Source organism: Kaistella rhinocerotis, from assembly GCF_030243905.1.
GTDB classification, from domain to species: domain Bacteria; phylum Bacteroidota; class Bacteroidia; order Flavobacteriales; family Weeksellaceae; genus Kaistella; species Kaistella rhinocerotis.
Genome location: NZ_JASSYY010000001.1, coordinates 192,668 through 213,119, shown reverse-complemented (window position 1 = coordinate 213,119; position 20,452 = coordinate 192,668). Strand labels below are relative to the sequence as shown.

Here is a 20,452-nt window from a genome sequence, read left to right as displayed (position 1 = left end):
ATTAAGATATGAGCAGTACACACGTTTTCACGCCATTTTCGGAGCAGGAACTTATGCCGCACGAAGAAAAACTGGAAGTTGTAAAAAAAGGTAAACAGTTCGGAATCGGGATCCCAAAAGAGACCTGCCTCAATGAGCGCCGAACATGCATCACGCCCGACGCAGTGCAGGTTTTGGTACAAAGCGGACATGAGATTGTGGTCGAAACCGGCGCAGGTGAAGGATCTTTTTTCACGGATTTGCAATATTCTGAAGCGGGAGCACGGATCTCGCCGGACGCTAAGGAAGCATTCTCGCAGGATCTGGTTTTAAAGATCAATCCGCCGACTTCGGAAGAAATCGACTACCTTAAAAACGGTGCGTACCTTATTTCTGCATTACAGATCAATCTGCGCGACAGAGATTATTTCAAGCAACTCGCGGAAAAGAAAGTGAACGCGATCGCGTTTGAGTTCATCGTGGATGAATACAAACAACTTTCATTGGTAAGGCTGATCGGTGAGATTGCGGGCAACATTTCGATTCTTTATGCTGCCGAACTCCTCGCCCTTTCGAATGGACTTATGCTGGGTGGAATCACCGGTGTGCGGCCTACTGAAGTCGTCATCATCGGTGCCGGAATCGTAGGCGAATTTGCTACGAAAGCCGCATTGGGACTGGGTGCAAGCGTAAAAGTTTTCGACAATTCACTTTCGAAACTTCGCCGCCTGCACATGATGGTCGACGGCCGCGTTCCTACATCCATAATTGATCCCAAGGAACTTGCAAAAAGCCTTAGACGTGCTGATGTGGTGATTGGAGCGCTGTCTAAAATCAGTCTGTCACCTATCATCACGGAAGAAATGGTCGCACAGATGAAGAAAGGCAGCGTGATCATTGATGTGACCATTGACAACGGTAAAGTGATTGAAACTTCGGAGCTCACCGACATGGAAAATCCTTTTATTATCAAGCACGGTGTCATTCATTGCGGACTTCCGAATCTTACGTCAAAAATGCCGCGCACAACGACCAAAGCGATCTCTAATTTTTTCCTTAGCTACCTGTTAAACTATGATGAAGAGGGCGGTTTCGAAAACATGCTGGTGCGCAAGAACGAAATCAAGCAGTCACTTTACATGTACAAAGGCCGTCACACAAAGAAGTTGATTTGCGACCGTTTCAATCTTAATTATCACGATATCAACCTTCTAATCTTCTAAATGAGAAAACTGAAGTTTTTCATGATCGGTATGATACCCGGTCTGTTACTCGTATTTTTTATCCTGAACAAAAAAGGCGCAAGCTGCAGCGGATATCTGCCAAACTCGCGCGTTATCGCAGAATCACTGTCGAAAAAACCCGTCTACAGCGCAGATTTTTCGGAAGCGATGGCTGAAAACAATGTCGATGAAACATTTCTGAAAGACAGCATTATGACGGAAGGTAACATCGATTTTGATAAGAGCCAGGCGCAGAAACAACCCTGCCCGAGTTACATTCTGTATTACCCAAAGAAAAACCCAAGGTTTGAGATCACATTTGAGAAATGCAGCGCGGAAACCACTTACCAGCGTTTAAAGAAGATTCGTTAGATTTCATATTCAGATTTAAATGAAAATTGCGGTGATTGGTGTCGGCCTGATAGGCGGTTCGATGGCTTTAAAACTTAAAGCCGGAGGCTCTGCCACCTACATTTTAGGCATTGACATGAATAATGCGCATCTGAGAACGGCTAAAGAACTTGCGATTATCGATGAGATTTCTACATTAGAAAACGCGGTGGAAAATTCAGATTTAATCATTCTCGCGATTCCCGTCGATGCTGCCAAAGCACTTATCTCCACAGTTTTAGATTTAATAAAACCTCATCAAACCGTGATGGATGCGGGATCCACCAAAGCCGGCATCGTAGAAAGCATTAAAGATCATCCGAAGAGAAGCAGATTTGTCGCATTCCACCCGATGTGGGGAACGGAGAATTCCGGACCGGAAGCGGCGGTTTACGACAGTTTTTCAGGTCGTGCTGCAGTGATCTGCGACCGCGAAAATTCGGCGGAAGACGCATTAAAAACAGTTGAAAATGTAGCTGAATCACTTGGGATGCATCTGATTTATATGAGCGCAGCAGATCACGATTTGCACACTGCTTATATTTCGCACATTTCGCATATCACGTCATACGCGCTTGCCAATACCGTACTTGAAAAGGAACAGGAAGAGGAAACCATTTTTCAGCTCGCCAGCACCGGTTTTTCAAGTACCGTAAGACTCGCCAAGTCGCATCCCGAAATGTGGGTTCCGATCTTCAAACAGAATCGCGAAAACGTGCTCGATGTCTTGAATGAACATATTTCGCAGCTGAATAAATTCAAAGAAGCCCTTGAAAATAAAGATTTTGAAGTGCTTGCAGACCTGATTTCAAATGCAAACAAGATACGCAGCATCCTTCAGAAATAGGATACAGCTACTAGCTTAGCATTCAGCAACATTCACGGCTATTGCGAGACCGCCTTCAGACGTTTCCTTAAAGCGGTCGCTCATACTCTGCGCCGTTTCCCACATTGATTGTATCACCTCGTCCAAAGTTACGCGCGCTTTCGCAGGATCAGATTCTATTGCGATATTCGCGGCAGTGATTGCCTTGATCGCACCCATTGAGTTGCGCTCAATACAAGGAATCTGTACCAGTCCGGCAATGGGGTCACATGTCATTCCCAAGTGATGTTCCATCGCGATTTCTGCGGCCATCAAGACCTGTCCGGGTGTTCCACCCATTATTTCGGTCAGTCCGGCAGCGGCCATCGCACTTGATACACCCACCTCTGCCTGGCAACCGCCCATGGCGGCAGAGATCGTGGCGTTTTTCTTGAACAGGGTCCCGATTTCACCAGCAACCAAAAGGAAGCGAATGATGTCATCATTGGAAGTAAATTCTGTGAAAGCCTGTGCATACATCAGCACCGCCGGTATTACCCCGCTGGCGCCATTCGTAGGCGCTGTAATGATCCTTCCGAAACTCGCGTTCTCCTCATTCACGGCCAGCGCGAAACACGAAACCCATTTGTTGATATTGGTAAAAGTTTCCTCGGTTTCCACGACCAACTGGAACCACTCATCAATGTTACGGTAGATTTTTTCTCCTAAAAGTTTGCGGTTGAGTCCCGCAGCGCGGCGTGATACATTCAGGCCACCGGGCAGAATGCCTTCTTTATGGACTCCTTTATAGATACATTCTTTGATCTGTTGCCAGATGTACAGCGCTTCGGCATCGGTTTCTTCACGGCTGCGCCAGCTTTCTTCATTCAGATAAATCAGATCAGAAATCTTGGTCAGACCTAACTTTTGAATATTTGCGATGACATCACGACCGTGGTGACATGGATATAAAGTCCTTACGCAATGTTTTTCGTAAGAGCTTTCTTCCTTTGTAGCGATAAAACCGCCGCCCACGGAGTAATAATCCTGCTCAAACTCCTGGCCTTCGTTAAAGACCGCCCGGAATATCATTCCGTTTGGATGGAATTCGAGTGATTTCTGTTTATTTAAAATTAAATGTTCGCCGTAGATAAATGGAATCACATGGCGGCCACCCAGATTGAGTTGTCCCGAGTTCTTGATTTGTGCAATTTTTTCATCGATCCTAGAGGTATCAATCAGCTTAAAGTCTTCGCCTGAAAGCCCAAGCATGCCCGCGATATCCGTGCCATGGCCGACACCTGTCTTTGCCAGCGAACCGAAAAATTCAACGTAAACTTCCTTTACTTTGCTTATTGGTTGCCTATCCTGAACACGCTGCAGAAAATTTGAGGCCGCATTCCAGGGTCCCATCGTGTGCGAACTCGACGGGCCAATGCCCACTTTTATAATTTCAAAAACACTGATTGACTCCATAATGTACTGAACCTTTAGCTTTACAAATTTAGCGAAATTAAGTGTGTTGCCGTAATCTGTGTTGCGGAATGCACGCTTTTTGTAATCAGTCTTGGCAAAATCAAAAAAACATGTCTACCGTACAGGAAAAGTTCAATAATTATTCGAAATTCATCAAATTCATATACAAATACTGGAACAGCGATGTCTTGCGCGGCGCGAGTGAAAATGCGCTGAATATAGAGGCGGAAACGGAATCAAATGGGGAAACGGACGATTACCACGGTCCCCAAGAATTGGTGGAAGACCTTAAAAAGATGGGGCCTACCTACGTAAAGCTGGGACAGTTACTCAGTACGCGGCCCGACCTTTTACCGCCAAATTATCTGCAGGCACTTGAAACGCTGCAGGACGACGTAGAAAACATCCCATACAGCATGGTGCAGGAAATCGTTGAAGAAGAAACCGGACAGCGAATCTCCAAGGCTTTTGAAAGTTTTGATACTGAGCCGCTCGCAAGTGCTTCTATCGGGCAGGTTCATCAGGCAACGCTCCGCTCCGGCAAGATGGTCGCGGTAAAGATCCAGCGGCCCGGAATCCGGAAAAAGTTCCTTGAAGACCTCGATACACTGAAAGAAATGACTGATTTTGCGGTGAAACACAATGATGCCGCTAAAAAATATGCGGTGGATGAAATCCTCGACGAGTTCAGATTCATCCTACTTAATGAACTCGATTACGTGAAGGAGGCAGAAAACCTGCGCGTGCTCGCGAATAATCTGCAAAATTTCAGGAAGATCTTTGTTCCGCAACCGGTCGATGGCTACTCCACCTCCAAAATCTTAACTATGGAGTTTGTGAAAGGCCAGAAAATCACGTCGGTTTCACCGCTCAGCAGGACAGAAAATGATTACAGTACTCTGGTAGATGAGCTCGTGGAAGCTTATATGAAGCAAATTATCATCGATGGATTTGCGCACGCGGATCCGCATCCGGGCAATATCCATCTCACACAGGATGGCAGAATTGCGCTGATGGATCTCGGTATGGTGGCAAAATTCGGTCTCGAAATGCGCGATGATATCCTGAAGCTCATTATCGCGATCAGTCGATACAATGGTGTGGAAACCGCCAATGCTTTACTTCAAATGAGCGAATACGGAAAGGAAACCGATGTACAGAAATTTCAGAAGGAAATTAACCGCCTTGTGCTGGAGGCCGAAAATAAATCGGCCGGTAACCTTAAAACGGCGCCGCTCCTCATCCAGATGAACCGTGTGGCCGCTGAACACGGAATAAAACTGGCGGTGGAACTCAACATTTTCGGAAAAATTCTCATGCAACTCGACCAGATTGTGGCCGTGCTCGCGCCCGAATATGACCTGCAAAAATCCATCGAAGAAAATGTGGAGAAAATGATGCAGAAAAAAATGCTGCAGGACCTTAAACCCGAGAATTTTCTTTCACAGCTTATTGAGACCAAGAAACTCGCAGAAAAACTGCCCGAACGCCTTAATACCATTACCGAAAGACTCGCAAACAATGAGTTCGAAATCAAGATCGATGCGATCGACGAAAAAAGGCTCACCGATGGATTTCAAAAAGTAGCCAACCGTATTTCAATCGGACTGGTGATTGCGGCACTCATCATCGGGGCGGCGTTGCTCATGCGTGTTCCAACAACATTCGTGATTCTGGGATATCCGGGTTTGGCTATGATTTTCTTTTCAGCAGCGGCACTTTTTGGTATTTGGCTGGTTTTAAAGATGATTCTTAACGATGAAGAACTTAAATCAAATAAAAGAAGATGAATTTGAAGATTATTTAAATATTTATTTCAAGCCGTTTCCCCAAAAACTTTGGCGAGAATCTCAGAGGTTTCGTGCGGTTTTGTGGCCGGAAAAAGATGGGTTCCGTTTTTAATGATGTAGTCGGGTTTCGAATATTTAATGGGGAATACGATATCACGGTCACCCATGATCTGTACGACGTCCGGGCATTCCTCAAATTTCCAGCCTGAAATTTTTTCAATGCACCATTTCAGATAATAGGGTTCACGGACATTGAAATACTGCATCAGCCGCGGATTTTGGGGATCAAAAAACTTCCTTACGAACGAGTACGCTAAAGCGGATTTCGTGGTGAAAATCCTTTCGGGTAAATATTTCGGCAAACCCGTGCGCTCCCCCAATTTTATAAAGCGGGATTTTTCGTGATGTGATTTTATGCTCGCCAATATGACCGTTTTCCGCGCAGGTTTCAGTTTGTTGATTTCCTGCACCACAATGCCACCAAAAGAATATCCAAGCAAGCAAAACGGTTTGGTGGCATCCACGCGGTCGGCCATCCTGGTTATATAATCCTGAAAACTTTCGTTACGAACCGGTATGAGCCAATCAAGAAAAATCAGTTCGAGGTTTTCGGGAAATTTAAGTTTGTCAAGAACTTTAAAATCGGCGCCGAGTCCGCTTACCACGTATAATTTCATCAAACTAAAATTAGCTAAAATTTAAAAAAGAAAAAAGAGCACGACGGCTCTTTTTTCAGTTAAATACAATGCTTGCAGACCGCTACTCTCCAGAAAACGCAGCATAGAGCGCCGCACCCTGGATGATGGTTTTCTGATCTTTCACAAGATAGATCGGCACATCACGAAGAAGGTCGTCCATCTTATCACTTACGATAAAGTTTCTGTAAAACTTTTCTTTGTTCAGGTACGTTTGCAGCATCACCGGAATATCTCCGCTGATAAACAGTCCGCCCGTAGCTTTCAGTTTCAAAACCAAACTGTTGGCTTCGCGCGCCAAAAATATCATGAATGTATCAATGGTCATATTGCAGATGCGGTCCCGGCTTTGCAGCGCGCCTTCGATGATGGCTTTGGAGAAATTTCCGGCTTCGATCTCTTTCGTGAGCCAATCCGGCTGTTTTTGCTGTTTCACATCGCGCAGGAAACGGTAAATATTAAAAAGACCGTCGTGCGACAACACCGATTCCCAGGTTACGATGCCATAGATTTTGTGCAGAAACTGGTAAAATTCAACCTCATCACTGGTGCGCGGCGAGAATTCACAATGTCCACCCTCCGTGGCGAAAGGGCGCATGTATTGCCCGTCCCAAAAAAGTCCGGCTTCACCCAGGCCTGCGCCCGGTGCGAGCACGGCGATATTTCCCGGCACCATGTTCTGCGTGTGGTGAATCGTATGGAAACACTGCTCGTCATCATTTCCAAGACCATACGCAGAAGCTTCAAGGTCATTTATCAGGTACACGCTTGGAATGTTCAGCTGCCGACTTATTTCATCGGCATTCAGCGCAAATGAAAGCCTTTGCGGCGCGGATGTGCGGGAAATCACGGGTCCGGGCACCGCTACGGCCAGTTTAGTAATACCGGAAAGCGAAAACTCACCGATGAACCGTTCTGCAATGGCTGCAAATGAAGAGAATTCACCTGTCCTGTACTCTTTTTCGGCGCGTAGCACCAGATTTTGATTTTCAGTGGTGTAATGCGCAAAACATGTGATCTCACCACGGACGTCCGCCGCGATGAGCGAAATATTGTTGTTGCTTTCATCCGCAATGGCGGGTAGATACAGCTTGAATTTATTATTAGAGTCCATCTTTTTAATGTTAGAAACCAAAGATAATAATAGTTTTGAAAAATAGCGTGAAAAATAAAAAACCTTCTTAAATGGTCAGTTTAAGAAGGTTTAAAGAAATTTTTAAGGTCTTATTTGCCTAGCGGAATGTTGTAGCCTACGCCCACTCCGATGGCACCAGCATTGTAACTTTGGCTGCCAATCTCGCCTTTATCCCCTGTGAAGGTTTTTTGGTATTGCAGTGCAAAGTTCCAGTCCTGGTTGTGGTAACCGATTTCAGGTTTGATGTAGAAACCGCCGTCAGGTCTTGCTACTGTACTGTTTGAAGCCACTTGGTCATCACCTACGATGAAACCGTAACCCAAGTCAGTTCCCAGATAGAAACCGGTCTGTTTTGGATATACACGGATCAAAGCTGCTACAGGGATTACTCCAAAATCGTTGTTATCGATCCCATCATTTTCTCTTCCGAAAAAGTGGCTGTAACCTGTTGCGATACCTAAACCGAAACCAGGGGTCACAAGATTCTGGTATGAAAGATCCAAACCAAGGTTTCCGCCTGCGTTCTCAGCAGGAACAGCGATACCGCCGTTTACACCTACCTTCAGCATGTTGCGCATATCTGCACTTTGAGCACTTACTAAACCTGCCGTCATTAATCCTAATGCAAGGATTGTTTTCTTCATTGATTTCATAACTTTTAATTTTTGTTTTACACCCTGCATACTTGGCAAAATCGTGCCAAATCCGATGAGGCAGGAGGGGCAAATTTAAATTTAATCCATTAGATTATTGTAAACCAATAACTTACGAACATAAAAAAGTTAAACAATCATTTAGATTTAGATGTGACATAAATGCAGTTTATGGGTTTGGCAGACTTTGAATTACATTTTTTCAAGTAATTCTTTCATATCCGCATAGCCGCCGCCGTTGTACACATCGGTCATGCCTTCAGACTTGAAATAATCCACGGCTTTTCCGCTTCTGTTCCCGCTTCGGCAGAAGAAAATCTTGGTTCCGCTTAGGTTCAGGACTTCCTGTTTACGCTGCTCGAGTTCGCCGAGCGGGATGTTTTGGGCTGCTTCGATATGGCCGTCCATCTCCAGTTCCATAGGTTCGCGAACATCGATCAGATGGTAGTTTCCGGTTTGCAGTACTTCAGCTAATGACATAGTAAATTGTTTAAGTTGGATGAATTATTTAAGAATAGAATTCAAGTTTTAAAAACCTGAAGCCACAGTAACAAAGTTAATAAATAAGATTAATTTTGCACCATTAAAATGAATGCAAACGCCCGGAAATACGCAGAAATCATAAAAACGAAAGCCAAAAAATTCGGTTTTCAAAGCTGTGGCATTTCGAAAGCGGGCTTTCTTGAAGAAGATGTCACGCCATTTGAAACGTGGCTCCAAAACGGGCATCATGGCGAAATGTCTTATATGGAAAATCATTTCGATAAAAGACTTGATCCTACCCTACTCGTGGAAGGTTCAAAATCTGTAATTTCACTTTCCTACAATTATTATCCAGAGATCGATGCGGGAAAATTTTCGGAACTGAAGATTTCGAAATACGCCTACGGAGAAGATTATCACGAAGTGATCAAAGAAATCCTGCGTGAAATGGTCGCTGAGCTTCAAGAAGAGATCGGTGATTTCGACTGCCGCGTGTTCACTGACTCGGCTCCTATCCTCGAACGAAGCTGGGCACGGAAATCGGGCATCGGCTGGGTAGGCAAAAACGCGAATCTGCTTACGAAACAGCACGGTTCGTTTTATTTTCTGGCCGAAATAATCTGCGACCTTGAACTTGAAAGCGATTTTGCGACCACCGACCACTGCGGAAGCTGCCGCAGATGCATCGATGCCTGCCCTACCGACGCCATCATAAGCGACAGAATAGTGGATGGCAGCAAATGTATTTCCTATGCCACTATTGAACTTAAAAATGAGATCCCCGAAAGTTTCCGCGGAAAGATGGCGGACTGGATGTTTGGCTGCGATATCTGCCAGGATGTCTGCCCGTGGAACCGGTTTGCGTCACCGCACAACCAACCGAAATTCCGTGCTAAGGATGAAATTTTAAGTCACAACACAGGTGACTGGCGCGAACTTTCACAGGAAATTTTTTCAGAAATCTTCCGGAAATCGCCGGTGAAAAGGACCAAATTCGCGGGACTCAAACGTAATATCGACTTCATTTTAAACGGAAAAAAACTTTAGCGTTTTCCCTGGGTACGTTTAGGTGCAACTTTCACGCGGACTTTCAGTTTACTTTTCTCTCTAGATTTTTGTTGCATATACGGTCTGTTTATTTCTAAAATTAAGAATAATCAGCATACAACCTCCGTACGCGCATCATAAATTCCATAAAAAATGGACTTCCGAAACCGGAAGCCCACCGTCAACACTCAATTATAATGAAAAACTTAATTTGATATGCTGTATACAATTTAAAAAAAACTAGCGCAGTGCCAGGCTGAAAAACAGGTCGATCTCATTCTTTACGTACACCATCCCGCCCATCTTCTTTGGAGGAACGATATTGAAATCTGAAAACTTAAGTCGCTTATTTCCAACCAAACTACCGTCTGCCTCACTGAACTCGATATTATACTTTCTGCTCACGTTCATCATCTTCACTTCCACCGTCGCAGCAAAAAAGTTTGTGCGGACTTTTTCGAAATGAAGGAATCTGATGGTTAGCGTCGGGTAAGCCTGTGCGTTCAGGGTTTTGCGGAAATCGGCGGTCATCACTTTGTTGCGGCAATCGAAATCCACCACTTTCAGTACAATGTTTGGCAATGCGTTTCCACTGAATGAGTAGACCGAACGGGAGTTTTGGAAATTATCATTCGCGCACTTAAATGTTCCGATATTGGTCCAGCCATTGATCACCACATTGTTCTTCTGCGCGATGGCAGCCAGCGGAAGCAGGAGGAACAGGAGGATTAATCTGTAATTTTTCATGACACTAAGATAAAAAAAGGGGTTCGTGAAAACCCCTTCCAAAAAAATATTAAAAATTAGAAACCGATGGTCGCTTCAAGCATAAGACCGTTGAATTTACCGCCACGAAGTGCACTGGTTGCTCCCCACACGGCACTGTCATTATAGTTTTGAGATACGTATTCTACTTTTGCAAGTACGTTTTTCGTCATGAACCAGCCACCGCCAAGGTTGAATCTTTCAATTTTTCTTTCGTCAGAAACTTCGTCATCTTTACCGTTCACGGTGTTGTATCTGCCACCGAAGTAAAACTGTTCTTTGTTACCGAATCTGTATAGCAATTCTGCTCCAAGTTGGGTGTAATCTCCGTCTGTAGGTCTTTCTGTAAGTCCTGCTGCTTTGTTGCCGGATACATGCTCGTACAATCCGAAGAACTCAAGTCCGTTGTATTTCACGAATGGGTTCACCATCACCGCTTTCACTTTTTTGAAACCAGGGTTGAAACGGCCGGTAGCATAGTTTGATGTTCCCATCGCATCATTCTGGGTAAGCAGTACATAATAGTATCTTGAACCCGCTCTGTCCGCGCTGTAAAGGTTACCACCTGTAGACAAACCGTTGGTCTGGATGAAAGATCCCGTCAGTCTTACTCTAAGGTCTTCATTGATCTGCTTGTCCCAACCCAGTTTTGCATATACGGACGGTGAATTGTAGTTTGTACCTTTCACTGGTGTTTGGTTCAGTTTACCGTTTGAAACCCCAAGCATTGCTGAAAAGTTATTAAAGAAGCCGTAAACCTCACCAAAAGCTTCAGTAGTAAAACTGTCCATGATGTAATTGCCTACGAATGGGTTGTTGATCGCTTCCGCATTATCTGTTCTTCTGAAGTGCGCATCACCGTAGTTGATCTCATCCATACCTACTTTCACTCTCGCGTGCTTCATGATGTTTGAGGCAAAACCTTCTGAGATGAAATCAAGGTCATCTACCTGAATATAACCGCCTTTTACCCACGCTTCGTTGTGGTGACGTGCAGATAGATAGGTTCTTAGATGCATTTTCAAACCTTTTGCGAGGTAAGCATTCACGTCTAAGTTAGCGGTAGGAAGGTTAAAATCTGAACCCATCACTACCAATGTGTTTGGCGTTGCAGGATTACTGCCGGTAACCACGCCGAGCGAAGGCGCTTTGGTTTCATGGTCGATTGCCTGGAACTGCAGTGCAAAATCACCACCTACAGACACTTTCACACCATCATATTCCGGAGAAGCTACTTTTGGATCTTCAAAAACATTTCGGGAAGCTTTTTCAGGCGCTAAATAGTCGCGCATTATTGAGGTGGTGTCCTGGGCCTGTAAGAGGCCGGCTCCTGAGAAGATTACTGCAAGCATTGAAGCTCTCATTAACATCGTTTTCATAATTTTAAATTTTAATTGATTTCTCTCTGTTTAATTTGCACTTACGTTCACTGTAATTTTGATATCGTTTCCGGTTTTTACCGTGTTCATCATGAATGAAGGAGGTGTCACCCCGTAGTCACTCATCTTGATGGTCTCTGTACCGGTGATGGTGTATCCGTTTCCGCTTTTCGCTACTGTCACCGGGAAGCTTACGGTTTTTGTTACGTTGGTCACTTTCAGTTTTCCGGTGATCGTTCCTTTTCCTACGTTTACTGATGTGGCGGTGAAGGTGATGTTCGGATATTTATCGGCTTCCATCGCTTTGTACGCATTGTTGTCCATTGCACCTTTGCCAGATTTTAGGGTTTTGGCTCCTAAAGTATAGGTAATGTCTGTAAGGGTGTTCCCTGAAACATTCGCGCTGAAAGTACCGGTGTTTGAAGTCATCGTCCAGTCGTGCATAGTAGAGGTTCCGGTTACGGTTGTTTTCACGTTCTTGCTGCTGATTTTTTGACCGGCAACAAGGCCAGAGAAAAGTCCGAATGCCAACACGAGAATCTTGAAGTTTGCTAAATTTTTCATTGTATCTAATTTTAATATTTTTTCTTGCTTTTTGATAAGACAAAGGTAAATGGTATTTTAATTATCTGCTAATATTTAAGCAAAATAACCGTATGATATATATCTTATTTGCAATTTAAATTCAATTAATAACAAAACATTCATTATTTATTTACCATTTTATTAATTTTAAAACAAGTGTTTTGAATTAATACTAAAATAATGTTTGTCAAGATGAAGAATTAAAAAAAGATCGGACGCTTTACCGTTTAAACATTGACGGAAATCATATGTTTTGATGACAAATTTTAAAAAATAAGGGTATATTATTAAGAGTCTGCAAAGAAATGCAGGAGTATAAGATGCAGGAAACAAAAAACCCCAACTTCTGAAGAAGCTGAGGTTTTGTACCCAGTGCCGGAATCGAACCGGCACACCTTGCGGTACTAGAGTTTGAGTCTAGCGCGTCTACCAATTCCGCCAACTGGGCTCCGTAAATTGGTGTGCAAATATAGATTTTTTTTGAATTCCTCAAAAATATTTTTTCCAAAAGTATCAGAGCCCCCATAAAACAGGGTTGTAGGTCCGTTATATGCGGCGAAGAAACAACAGTACTATATAAAAGCCTCGTTCGTCCACAGATTCTGCATTTCGTCCCAAATTTAATATTGAAAATAAAACATGTATTACTTTTATCATAACAATACCGAAGTTCTGACCAAACCGGTTTCCCCCCTGCAAACACCATTGGTTCCCATACATTTCGTTAGCCAGAACTTGCGGTCTTGAAGTGGCTCTTTTTGCCGGAGCTTTAATTCAGTTTCGCAAATGTGAACTGGTTTGGTGATGTGGATGAACTGCGAATCTATTATACAGTGGATCAGGCAGATGCCTAGACACCGATCGTAAGCACTTACACTACAGAACACAGCAGCTGGACAGATGTGACTATTCCGCTACCGAATAAGTCGGATAACTATCAGATTGCTTTTGAAGGCACCTCAAACCGGGCAAGAGGAATAAATGTGGATAATGTCAAAGTAGAAGATGCTTCTACGCTTTCAGTAACCTACTGCTAGAGTTTCAGCTACTGTCAAACCTAAAATTCCAGTTCAAGTCCATCATAAGCCAGGTGCAGGCCCGCCGGAAGTTCCGCTTCGGTGACCTCATATAATCCCATATGATGTGACAGATGGGTCAGATACATCTGTTTAGGCTTGAGTTGCGCGTACAGGTCGAGAATCTGCGGCAAAATAAAGTGTGCCGGATGCTCAACTTCTTTTCGGATGCAGTTGAGGATCAGATAATCCAGGTTTTGAAGTTTAGAAATTTCATGTGCCGGAATTTGGCTCGCGTCTGTAATATACGCGAGTCTTTTAAATTTAAAACCCAAAATTGGCAGCCTGTAGTGCATTACCGAAACCGGTGTCACCGCCGCATCGAAGAGCGTAAAATCACCATTGATTTCATTCAACTGGAAAGAAGGCGCGCCCGGATATATTTCGGCAGCAAAGGCATATGAAAAACGGCTTTTCACCTCCTCTCCTACGCGTGACATGCAGTAGAGCGACATATCACCATGATTTTTAAAAATCAGCGGTCTCAAATCATCCAAACCAATCACATGGTCATTGTGCTCGTGTGTCAACAGCACCGCATCGATATGGTCTTCATTGTTTTGCAGCATCTGAAAGCGGAAATCAGGACCGCAATCGATGAGGATTTTTTTGTTTTGGTCTGTAGTCACGAGAACAGAGGAACGTGTACGGGAATCGCGGGGGTCTCCGGACGTGCAGACTTCGCAGTGGCAACCAATAACGGGCACTCCCTGCGAGGTACCGCTGCCCAGAAATTTCAACTTCATTTTTTTTGCCTTGCTATATTTTATGAGTAAATTTACAAAAATTTAAAAATTGCACGTGATCCTTCCGAAATTGACCCCAAAGCAGAAAGCTTTAGCTATAAATTTAGATGCAGATATTTACGGTACATTCGCTGAAATAGGCGCCGGCCAGGAGACGGTTCGGCACTTTTTCCGTGCCGGAGGTGCTTCACGTACGATCGCGAAAGCCATGTCTGCCTATGACAAAGATTTCAGCGACGCTATTTATGGCAAGGAAGCAAAAAACCGATATGTAACACAGAACCGTCTGCGCAAGATGCTGCGCTATGAGGTTTCTCTTATTGAAGAAAGGCTTTCCCGCGAAAATAACCCGGGACGCAAGTTTTTCTCCTATGCCAACACGGTAACTACCATCAATTTCAATAAGACCATGAAAGGCCACGGCTGGGTAGGCTTGCGCTTCCAGCTCGATGAAAATGAAGATTACAGCGAGATCGTACTTCACGTAAAATTCATGGAAAACGACGCCACGCTGCAGCAGGAAACGCTCGGCAGCCTTGGTGTAAACCTTATCTACGGTGCCTTTAACCTGCACGACAATCCGCGTAAACTGATCGAATCGCTCTACGACGACATTTCGATGGATAATGTAGACATTGATATGATTGATTTCAGCGGGCCTGCGTTTGCGTACGTTGATAACCGCCTTATGAGTCTGCAACTGGTGAAGAACGGGATGACAGATGCAGTGATATTTAATTCTGAAGGAAACAATATGCTGCCCGCAGACGTGCTCTACAAAAAGAATATTTTCGCGGTTCGCGGCAGTTTCAGGCCAGTTACACTTGTGAATATTGATATGTTCGAACGCGGCCTCGAGATGTTCATGCAGGATTCGAACTGTGGGGTGGACGAAACGGTGGTTTTGTTCGAAATAACGATCTCAAATCTTCGCGCCGCCGGCGACATTGACGAACGCGATTTCCTTGACCGCGTAGATGTGCTCGCAAAACTGGGCTATACCGTTATCATTTCCAATTTCTCCGAATATTACCGTCTGATCGATTATTTCGCTAACTACACGAACGGAAAAATTGGTGTGGCAATGGGCGTAAACAACCTGCTGGACGTATTTGACGAAAAGTATTACCGTAATCTTTCCGGTGGAATCCTCGAAGCTTTCGGTAAGTTCTTCAGACAGGACATGACGGTTTATCTGTACCCATATAAAGATCCGGAGACGCACGAACTGCTGACCTCAAACAACCTCAAAGTAAGCGATAACCTCAAGCAGCTGTACAAATACTTCAAACAGAACCGCCGCATCGTTGATATCAATGATTATAACCCGAACCATTCGGAAATCTACTCGCGGGACATCCTGCACAAAATCGCGCACCACATCTCAGGCTGGGAAAATCAGGTGCCAGAAGGTGTTGCGGAAATGATTATAGAACGCGGTATGTTCGGCTACAAGGAAGAACTGAAGCTGAAAGAATTCTCTTAAAACCTTAAAATCTCAACAATGTCTGAAATAAAGAAACGTCTTTCCATCATTCTGGAAAGCCCCACAAATGATTTGAATGATAAACTGCAAAAGGTTTGTCAACTGCTCGATCAGGAAATCCCGTACTTCAACTGGACTGGTTTTTATTTCAAAAACGGCGATAAGAATGAGCTCATTTTAGGGCCGTATGTCGGCGCCGAGACGGATCACACGATTATTCCGTTTGGAAAGGGAATTTGCGGCCAGGTAGCGGTTTCCAATGAAACATTCGTAGTGCCCGATGTGCATGAACAAGATAATTACCTGAGCTGCTCCATCGATACGAAAGCGGAAATTGTAGTTCCGATCATCAAAAACGGTGAAAACATCGGTCAGATTGATATCGATTCGCATACGCTTGATCCTTTCACGGATGAAGACCGGGAGATGCTCGAATGGCTTTGCGACGAAATTGCGAAGATTTACTAAAAATACTGAGTGCGGCCCGCAAGGCCGCACTTTTTTTATTCTGAAAGATTGGTGATGGCCTGCTGGTCCAATCTGAAGACCGTCCATTCGTCCATGGGTTTGGCACCCAGCGATTTGTAAAATTCGATCGCAGGTGTGTTCCAATCGAGCACAGACCATTCCAGACGGCCGCAGTTTTCAGCGGCAGCCATCCGCGCAAGTTCTACTAAAAGTGCTTTGCCGTAACCTTTGCCGCGATGTTCGGGCTCCACGAACAAATCTTCCAGATAGATTCCGGGCTTGCCGACAAACGTGGAAAAATTATAGAAATACAGCGCAAAACCGACCGGTTCACCATCCTCTTCTGCCATCAAAACCTTAGCAAAGTTCCTTGTGAAGATATTTTCGTGCAGTTCTTCCACGGAAGTCACCACGTCGTTTTCGAGTTTTTCGTACACCGCGAGTTTTTTAATTAAATCAAATATTACCGGCGTGTCTGAAGGAATCGCTTTGCGGATTGTAAACATAATGCATTTTGATTTTAAAGCGTAAAAATAATGTTTTTAAACGACCTTTCTAAAGTACGTAAACCCCTAGCCCCGATTGAACGGCCTGTTTGAGCTCTTTTTCGGCGGCGGCTTCGCCGCCGCCGAAAAAAGCGAGTAGTGAAAGCGGGAAATAGCTTCTAATCTAAATTTAAAAGTGCTTTTCTGCGAAGTGAGGCATAAAAAAAACCTCCGGGAAAATCCGAAGGTTAATATTTAGGTTTCTATGTTAAATCTCGGTATTAAGATCCCAGTTCTGCAGATAATCGTGCACGTGTTTCAGGAAGATGCCGCCCAGCGAGCCGTCAACCACGCGGTGATCGTAAGAATGTGACATAAACATGAGGCTGCGGATCGCAATCACATCGCCGTCTTTTGTTTCCAGGACCGCAGGCTTCTTCACGATGGCACCCACCGCCAAAATCGCGACTTGCGGCTGCGGGATGATCGGTGTTCCCATCAGGTTTCCGAAACCGCCCACATTGGAAATTGTATATGTAGCGCCCTGCGTATCTTCGGGTCTGAGTTTCTTGTTGCGCGCGCGGTAAGCCAGATCGTTGATGGTCTTCGCAAGACCGGAAAGCGAGAGCTGATCGGCATTTTTGATCACGGGAACGATCAGGTTACCGTCCGGAAGCGCCGTAGCCATCCCTATATTAATGTTTTTCTTCTTAATGATTTTATCGCCGTCTACCGATACGTTGATCAGCGGGAAATCCTGAATGGCTTTTACGATCGCCTTTACGAAAATCGGCATGTAAGTTAGTTTTTCGCCTTCGCGTTTCTCAAAGATATCCTTGTGTTTCGTGCGCCATTTTACGACATTGGTCACATCGGTTTCGATGAATGAGGTAACATGCGGCGAAATACGTTTTGAGTTCACCATTGCGTCTGCAATGATCTTGCGCACGCGGTCCATTTGGATCACCTCATCACCCTGACCCACAGGTACCGGAGCCGAAACGGGCGCAGGCGCGGGCGTTTGGGCAACCTGTGCAGGTGCGCTTTGTGGCGCGGCAGCCTGTGCAGGTGCGGAAACATTTCTGTTTTCAAGGTATGCAAGAATGTTTTCTTTGGTGATTCGGCCTTCAAGACCTGTACCTTTGATCGACTTAAGTTCGGCTTCGGAAATATTTTCCTCCTGCGCGATGCTTTTCACAAGTGGTGAAAGGTAAATATCGCCGGAAAATTCCGTTTTATTGGTAGCTGAAAGCGGTTTTTCAAGCTCTTTTACTTCTTCGTCACTGAGTTGCGGAATATCGGTCTGAACATCTTCAGCGGTCTTCGGCTCCTGCGGCTGATCAGCCACGGCACCGCCTTCACCGGCGATCTCCATTATCGCAATGGCTTCACCAATTTTGGCTACCTCATCTTTCTGCTTCAGTATTTTTACAATCTTTCCCGAAACGGGTGTCGGAACATCTGAATCTACTTTATCGGTCGCAATTTCCACAACGGAATCATCTTCGTTCACTGTGTCGCCTTCCGCGTAAAGCCAACTGATGATAGTAGCTTCCATCACGCCCTCTCCCATCGAAGGAAGTATTAATTTATATTCTGCCATTTTGATAATTCGGTTTTGACAAAGATAAAATTTTTTGTCGATTAAAGAAATCTGAAATTATAAGCCGCTTTTCTGACATTCCTGCAAAAACCTGAACAGCATAAAAAGAGCGGAATTTTAGCTTAAATTTGCCGGACAAACACTTCAATTTATGTCTAAATTATATATCGTCGCGCTGTTTCATTTCAAGGAAAACCATCTTACCGATGCACTCGAACTGCTCGAAAAACTGGTGACTGAAACACGAAAAGAAGACGGTTGTCTGCAATATGACCTCATAGAAGAATCGGAGAATAAAGGCGTTTTCTTCCTGATGGAACTTTGGGAAAGTGAAGCGCATCACCGTGAGCACAACGCGTCCGAGCATCTCGCCGATTTCCGTAAAGCCGCTGCACCACTGTTCGAAAGCAGCGCTGAAGTTTACCGCGGCGCCAAACTTTTTTAGATAATCTGCGCTTCGAAAACGTCGCAGAAATGCTTTTTGATCTTAATTTTAAGGTCTAAAATCTCGTCGTCGGAAAACGTGCGTTCAAGTTCGCGGCTGATGGATGTCACCGCTTTATCTCTGATCCCGCATGGAATAATGTATTCAAAATAGCGCAGGTCTGTATTCACATTCAGCCCGAAACCGTGCATCGTCACCCACTTTGAAGTCTTCACGCCCATCGCGCAGATTTTCCTTGCGTAGGGTTTGCCCACATCGAGCCATACGCCGGTTTCGCCTTCGCTGCGCATTCCTTTGATGCCGTATTCGGCCAGAACGCGGATGATCACTTCTTCCAAATTGCGCATATACAGGAAAATATCCGACGAGAAATTATCCAGATCCAACACGGGATAGCCGATCAACTGCCCGAAACCGTGGTAAGTAATGTCGCCGCCGCGGTTCGTCTTCACGTACGTTGCGTTGATTTCCTTCAGTTTTTCGGCATTTGCCAGCATATTTTGTTCGTCGCCCGATTTCCCGATGGTGTACACATGCGGATGCTCCACAAAAAGCAGATAATTGGGCGTTTCGAGCTGTAAATCCGGAGTTTTACTGCGGTTTTCCAGTTTTAAATCTATGATTTTCTGCATCAGTTTTTCCTGAAACGCAAATGCCGCCTCATATTCCATCAAGCCGAGGTCCTGAAACTGCAGTGTTCTGTTCTGTATAGCTGTCATTTTTTACTACTTATTTCGGGGCAATCCCCTGGCCAAAGCTTTGCCAGCCGCGCGGGGCCGGGCTTTCCGTTGCAATCCCTATTGCGAAGTACCTGCACCCGATTTTACGGTGCCAAAAATACGATTTTAATCAACTATGATATGGATAAATTCGGCCGTCTTTTTTTTCCAGCCGTCGTTTTCGAGCAAAATGCTGACGAAAGACGTCCCGATGATTCCGCCAGCCGCTTTCCGCGTTACCTTCTGAAAATCTTCCTTGTTTTTGATACCGAAGCCGATCATTACCGGATTCTTAAGGTTCAGGCTTGCCAAACGGTGCAGGTACTCTTCGTTATTCACTTCTTTCGAATTATTCCCTGTGGTGGAAGAACTTGATACGGCGTAAAGAAATCCGGAGCTTAATGAATCGAGGTATTTTATCCGTTGATTGGAGGTTTCCGGAGTTACGAGAAAAATGAAGTTGAGGCCGTACTGTTTTAAGACCGGCTGATAGTTCTTTTCGAATTCAATGGGCGGCAGATCCGGAATAATCAGGCCGGAAACGCCCGAGGCGGCACATTCGCGGCAGAAAATTTCGAATCCGAAACGAAGGACGGGATTGATATAACCCATCAGTACGATCGGAATATGGATTTCGGATTTCACAGATTTGAGTTGCTCAAAAAGTGTGGCGATCGTCATTCCGTTTCTCAGCGCGAGTTCATGCGCTTTTTGGATTACCGGCCCATCTGCCACGGGATCAGAATATGGCATGCCGATTTCAACCATTTCAGCACCGGAACTTTGAATTATTTTCAGAATTTCGGCGGTGTCGTTCAGTCGCGGAATTCCTGCGGTGAAATAGATATTGAGTTTTTTGTGCTGTTGGATGTTGGATGCTGAAGGCTGGATGTTATCTGTGTTATTCATATTTCGATTTAGTAAATTTGTTTTTAAATGCCGTGGTCTGCGCCCCGGCCTGAGCGGAGCTCTTTTTGCGAGGAGGTACGACGAGCAAAAAAGCGGGAGCGGAGGACGGA

At 44.8% G+C, this 20,452-nt stretch carries 22 protein-coding genes and 1 tRNA gene; 9 read left to right on the top strand and 14 right to left on the bottom strand.

Going from position 1 to position 20,452, the window contains the following annotated elements; translation table 11 throughout:
- The first annotated feature begins 8 nt into the window (after window positions 1–8).
- Genes QEP06_RS00990 through QEP06_RS00980 form a run of 3 tightly spaced genes read left to right on the top strand, consistent with a single transcriptional unit; the run spans window position 9 to window position 2,439 of the window.
- On the top strand, window positions 9–1,202 hold the full coding sequence (locus QEP06_RS00990) for an alanine dehydrogenase (protein ID WP_285268686.1): 1,194 nt from the start codon (window positions 9–11) through the stop codon (window positions 1,200–1,202).
- Window positions 1,203–1,574: a hypothetical protein gene (locus QEP06_RS00985; protein WP_285268685.1), complete on the top strand. Its 372-nt coding sequence runs from the start codon at window positions 1,203–1,205 to the stop codon at window positions 1,572–1,574.
- A gap of 19 nt (window positions 1,575–1,593) precedes the next feature.
- Window positions 1,594–2,439, top strand: a complete 846-nt coding sequence (locus QEP06_RS00980; protein WP_285268684.1) for a prephenate dehydrogenase — start codon at window positions 1,594–1,596, stop codon at window positions 2,437–2,439.
- 15 nt (window positions 2,440–2,454) lie between these two features.
- On the opposite strand, the gene QEP06_RS00975 is transcribed toward QEP06_RS00980, so the two are convergent.
- Window positions 2,455–3,873: an L-serine ammonia-lyase gene (locus QEP06_RS00975; RefSeq protein WP_285268683.1), complete on the bottom strand. Its 1,419-nt coding sequence runs from the start codon at window positions 3,871–3,873 to the stop codon at window positions 2,455–2,457.
- Between the two features lie 110 nt (window positions 3,874–3,983).
- On the opposite strand from QEP06_RS00975, the gene QEP06_RS00970 reads away from it, so the two are divergent.
- Window positions 3,984–5,663, top strand: a complete 1,680-nt coding sequence (locus QEP06_RS00970) for an ABC1 kinase family protein (RefSeq protein WP_285268682.1) — start codon at window positions 3,984–3,986, stop codon at window positions 5,661–5,663.
- A gap of 26 nt (window positions 5,664–5,689) precedes the next feature.
- Here QEP06_RS00970 and QEP06_RS00965 read toward each other — a convergent pair whose 3' ends face one another.
- The 4 genes from QEP06_RS00965 to QEP06_RS00950 form a co-directional block, all read right to left on the bottom strand.
- Window positions 5,690–6,340 (bottom strand): alpha/beta hydrolase, encoded by a 651-nt coding sequence (locus QEP06_RS00965; RefSeq protein WP_285268681.1) that lies wholly within the window; start codon window positions 6,338–6,340, stop codon window positions 5,690–5,692.
- An 82-nt stretch (window positions 6,341–6,422) separates the two neighbouring features.
- Window positions 6,423–7,472, bottom strand: a complete 1,050-nt coding sequence (locus QEP06_RS00960; RefSeq protein ID WP_285268680.1) for a glucokinase — start codon at window positions 7,470–7,472, stop codon at window positions 6,423–6,425.
- Window positions 7,473–7,582: 110 nt separating this feature from the next.
- Complete coding sequence (locus tag QEP06_RS00955; RefSeq protein WP_285268679.1) at window positions 7,583–8,146, bottom strand: hypothetical protein; 564 nt, start codon at window positions 8,144–8,146, stop codon at window positions 7,583–7,585.
- A 192-nt stretch (window positions 8,147–8,338) separates the two neighbouring features.
- Window positions 8,339–8,626 carry a rhodanese-like domain-containing protein gene (locus tag QEP06_RS00950; protein ID WP_285268678.1) on the bottom strand — a complete coding sequence of 96 codons (288 nt, stop codon included), beginning with the start codon at window positions 8,624–8,626 and terminating at the stop codon, window positions 8,339–8,341.
- A gap of 108 nt (window positions 8,627–8,734) precedes the next feature.
- On the opposite strand from QEP06_RS00950, the gene queG reads away from it, so the two are divergent.
- Window positions 8,735–9,676, top strand: a complete 942-nt coding sequence (gene queG / locus QEP06_RS00945; protein ID WP_285268677.1) for a tRNA epoxyqueuosine(34) reductase QueG — start codon at window positions 8,735–8,737, stop codon at window positions 9,674–9,676.
- Window positions 9,677–9,916: 240 nt separating this feature from the next.
- Here the strand turns inward: queG and QEP06_RS00940 are convergent, their stop codons facing one another.
- From QEP06_RS00940 to QEP06_RS00925, 4 genes are all read right to left on the bottom strand, one after another.
- On the bottom strand, window positions 9,917–10,423 hold the full coding sequence (locus QEP06_RS00940; protein ID WP_285268676.1) for a YceI family protein: 507 nt from the start codon (window positions 10,421–10,423) through the stop codon (window positions 9,917–9,919).
- Between the two features lie 56 nt (window positions 10,424–10,479).
- Window positions 10,480–11,820 carry a hypothetical protein gene (locus tag QEP06_RS00935; RefSeq protein WP_285268675.1) on the bottom strand — a complete coding sequence of 447 codons (1,341 nt, stop codon included), beginning with the start codon at window positions 11,818–11,820 and terminating at the stop codon, window positions 10,480–10,482.
- A 30-nt stretch (window positions 11,821–11,850) separates the two neighbouring features.
- Entirely contained in the window at window positions 11,851–12,384 is a 534-nt protein-coding gene (locus QEP06_RS00930; protein ID WP_251833527.1) for a YceI family protein, read from the bottom strand.
- A 387-nt stretch (window positions 12,385–12,771) separates the two neighbouring features.
- A tRNA-Leu gene (locus tag QEP06_RS00925) sits at window positions 12,772–12,853 on the bottom strand.
- A gap of 454 nt (window positions 12,854–13,307) precedes the next feature.
- Here QEP06_RS00925 and QEP06_RS00920 point away from each other — a divergent pair.
- Window positions 13,308–13,442, top strand: coding sequence for a hypothetical protein (locus tag QEP06_RS00920; RefSeq protein ID WP_285268674.1), 135 nt, complete (start codon window positions 13,308–13,310; stop codon window positions 13,440–13,442).
- 20 nt (window positions 13,443–13,462) lie between these two features.
- Here QEP06_RS00920 and QEP06_RS00915 read toward each other — a convergent pair whose 3' ends face one another.
- Window positions 13,463–14,227 (bottom strand): MBL fold metallo-hydrolase, encoded by a 765-nt coding sequence (locus QEP06_RS00915; RefSeq protein ID WP_285268673.1) that lies wholly within the window; start codon window positions 14,225–14,227, stop codon window positions 13,463–13,465.
- A 58-nt stretch (window positions 14,228–14,285) separates the two neighbouring features.
- On the opposite strand from QEP06_RS00915, the gene QEP06_RS00910 reads away from it, so the two are divergent.
- Together QEP06_RS00910 and QEP06_RS00905 are read left to right on the top strand one after the other, a co-directional pair.
- Window positions 14,286–15,713, top strand: a complete 1,428-nt coding sequence (locus QEP06_RS00910) for a TonB-dependent receptor (RefSeq protein WP_425256184.1) — start codon at window positions 14,286–14,288, stop codon at window positions 15,711–15,713.
- Window positions 15,714–15,731: 18 nt separating this feature from the next.
- Window positions 15,732–16,181, top strand: coding sequence for a GAF domain-containing protein (locus QEP06_RS00905; protein WP_285268671.1), 450 nt, complete (start codon window positions 15,732–15,734; stop codon window positions 16,179–16,181).
- Between the two features lie 35 nt (window positions 16,182–16,216).
- On the opposite strand, the gene QEP06_RS00900 is transcribed toward QEP06_RS00905, so the two are convergent.
- Both QEP06_RS00900 and QEP06_RS00895 read right to left on the bottom strand, forming a co-directional pair.
- Window positions 16,217–16,687 (bottom strand): GNAT family N-acetyltransferase, encoded by a 471-nt coding sequence (locus tag QEP06_RS00900; RefSeq protein ID WP_285268670.1) that lies wholly within the window; start codon window positions 16,685–16,687, stop codon window positions 16,217–16,219.
- 247 nt (window positions 16,688–16,934) lie between these two features.
- On the bottom strand, window positions 16,935–18,269 hold the full coding sequence (locus QEP06_RS00895; RefSeq protein ID WP_285268669.1) for a dihydrolipoamide acetyltransferase family protein: 1,335 nt from the start codon (window positions 18,267–18,269) through the stop codon (window positions 16,935–16,937).
- Between the two features lie 151 nt (window positions 18,270–18,420).
- On the opposite strand from QEP06_RS00895, the gene QEP06_RS00890 reads away from it, so the two are divergent.
- Entirely contained in the window at window positions 18,421–18,714 is a 294-nt protein-coding gene (locus QEP06_RS00890) for a putative quinol monooxygenase (protein ID WP_285268668.1), read from the top strand.
- Here the strand turns inward: QEP06_RS00890 and lipB are convergent.
- Both lipB and trpA read right to left on the bottom strand, forming a co-directional pair.
- Window positions 18,711–19,433 carry a lipoyl(octanoyl) transferase LipB gene (gene lipB / locus QEP06_RS00885; RefSeq protein ID WP_285268667.1) on the bottom strand — a complete coding sequence of 241 codons (723 nt, stop codon included), beginning with the start codon at window positions 19,431–19,433 and terminating at the stop codon, window positions 18,711–18,713. The two genes, QEP06_RS00890 and lipB, sit on opposite strands and share 4 nt — an antisense overlap.
- Window positions 19,434–19,559: 126 nt before the next feature.
- A complete protein-coding gene (gene trpA / locus QEP06_RS00880) occupies window positions 19,560–20,342 on the bottom strand; it encodes a tryptophan synthase subunit alpha (RefSeq protein WP_285268666.1) in 783 nt (260 codons plus the stop codon).
- Window positions 20,343–20,452: the final 110 nt, after the last annotated feature.

Bases quoted from the DNA above. Each gene is read 5' to 3' on its own strand.
- QEP06_RS00990 (WP_285268686.1), top strand. From the start codon at position 9: ATGAGCAGTACACACGTTTTCACGCCATTTTCGGAGCAGGAACTTATG.
- QEP06_RS00985 (WP_285268685.1), top strand. From the start codon at position 1,203: ATGAGAAAACTGAAGTTTTTCATGATCGGTATGATACCCGGTCTGTTA.
- QEP06_RS00980 (WP_285268684.1), top strand. From the start codon at position 1,594: ATGAAAATTGCGGTGATTGGTGTCGGCCTGATAGGCGGTTCGATGGCT.
- QEP06_RS00975 (WP_285268683.1), bottom strand. From the start codon at position 3,873: ATGGAGTCAATCAGTGTTTTTGAAATTATAAAAGTGGGCATTGGCCCG.
- QEP06_RS00970 (WP_285268682.1), top strand. From the start codon at position 3,984: ATGTCTACCGTACAGGAAAAGTTCAATAATTATTCGAAATTCATCAAA.
- QEP06_RS00965 (WP_285268681.1), bottom strand. From the start codon at position 6,340: ATGAAATTATACGTGGTAAGCGGACTCGGCGCCGATTTTAAAGTTCTT.
- QEP06_RS00960 (WP_285268680.1), bottom strand. From the start codon at position 7,472: ATGGACTCTAATAATAAATTCAAGCTGTATCTACCCGCCATTGCGGAT.
- QEP06_RS00955 (WP_285268679.1), bottom strand. From the start codon at position 8,146: ATGAAATCAATGAAGAAAACAATCCTTGCATTAGGATTAATGACGGCA.
- QEP06_RS00950 (WP_285268678.1), bottom strand. From the start codon at position 8,626: ATGTCATTAGCTGAAGTACTGCAAACCGGAAACTACCATCTGATCGAT.
- queG (WP_285268677.1), top strand. From the start codon at position 8,735: ATGAATGCAAACGCCCGGAAATACGCAGAAATCATAAAAACGAAAGCC.
- QEP06_RS00940 (WP_285268676.1), bottom strand. From the start codon at position 10,423: ATGAAAAATTACAGATTAATCCTCCTGTTCCTCCTGCTTCCGCTGGCT.
- QEP06_RS00935 (WP_285268675.1), bottom strand. From the start codon at position 11,820: ATGAAAACGATGTTAATGAGAGCTTCAATGCTTGCAGTAATCTTCTCA.
- QEP06_RS00930 (WP_251833527.1), bottom strand. From the start codon at position 12,384: ATGAAAAATTTAGCAAACTTCAAGATTCTCGTGTTGGCATTCGGACTT.
- QEP06_RS00915 (WP_285268673.1), bottom strand. From the start codon at position 14,227: ATGAAGTTGAAATTTCTGGGCAGCGGTACCTCGCAGGGAGTGCCCGTT.
- QEP06_RS00905 (WP_285268671.1), top strand. From the start codon at position 15,732: ATGTCTGAAATAAAGAAACGTCTTTCCATCATTCTGGAAAGCCCCACA.
- QEP06_RS00900 (WP_285268670.1), bottom strand. From the start codon at position 16,687: ATGTTTACAATCCGCAAAGCGATTCCTTCAGACACGCCGGTAATATTT.
- QEP06_RS00895 (WP_285268669.1), bottom strand. From the start codon at position 18,269: ATGGCAGAATATAAATTAATACTTCCTTCGATGGGAGAGGGCGTGATG.
- QEP06_RS00890 (WP_285268668.1), top strand. From the start codon at position 18,421: ATGTCTAAATTATATATCGTCGCGCTGTTTCATTTCAAGGAAAACCAT.
- lipB (WP_285268667.1), bottom strand. From the start codon at position 19,433: ATGACAGCTATACAGAACAGAACACTGCAGTTTCAGGACCTCGGCTTG.
- trpA (WP_285268666.1), bottom strand. From the start codon at position 20,342: ATGAATAACACAGATAACATCCAGCCTTCAGCATCCAACATCCAACAG.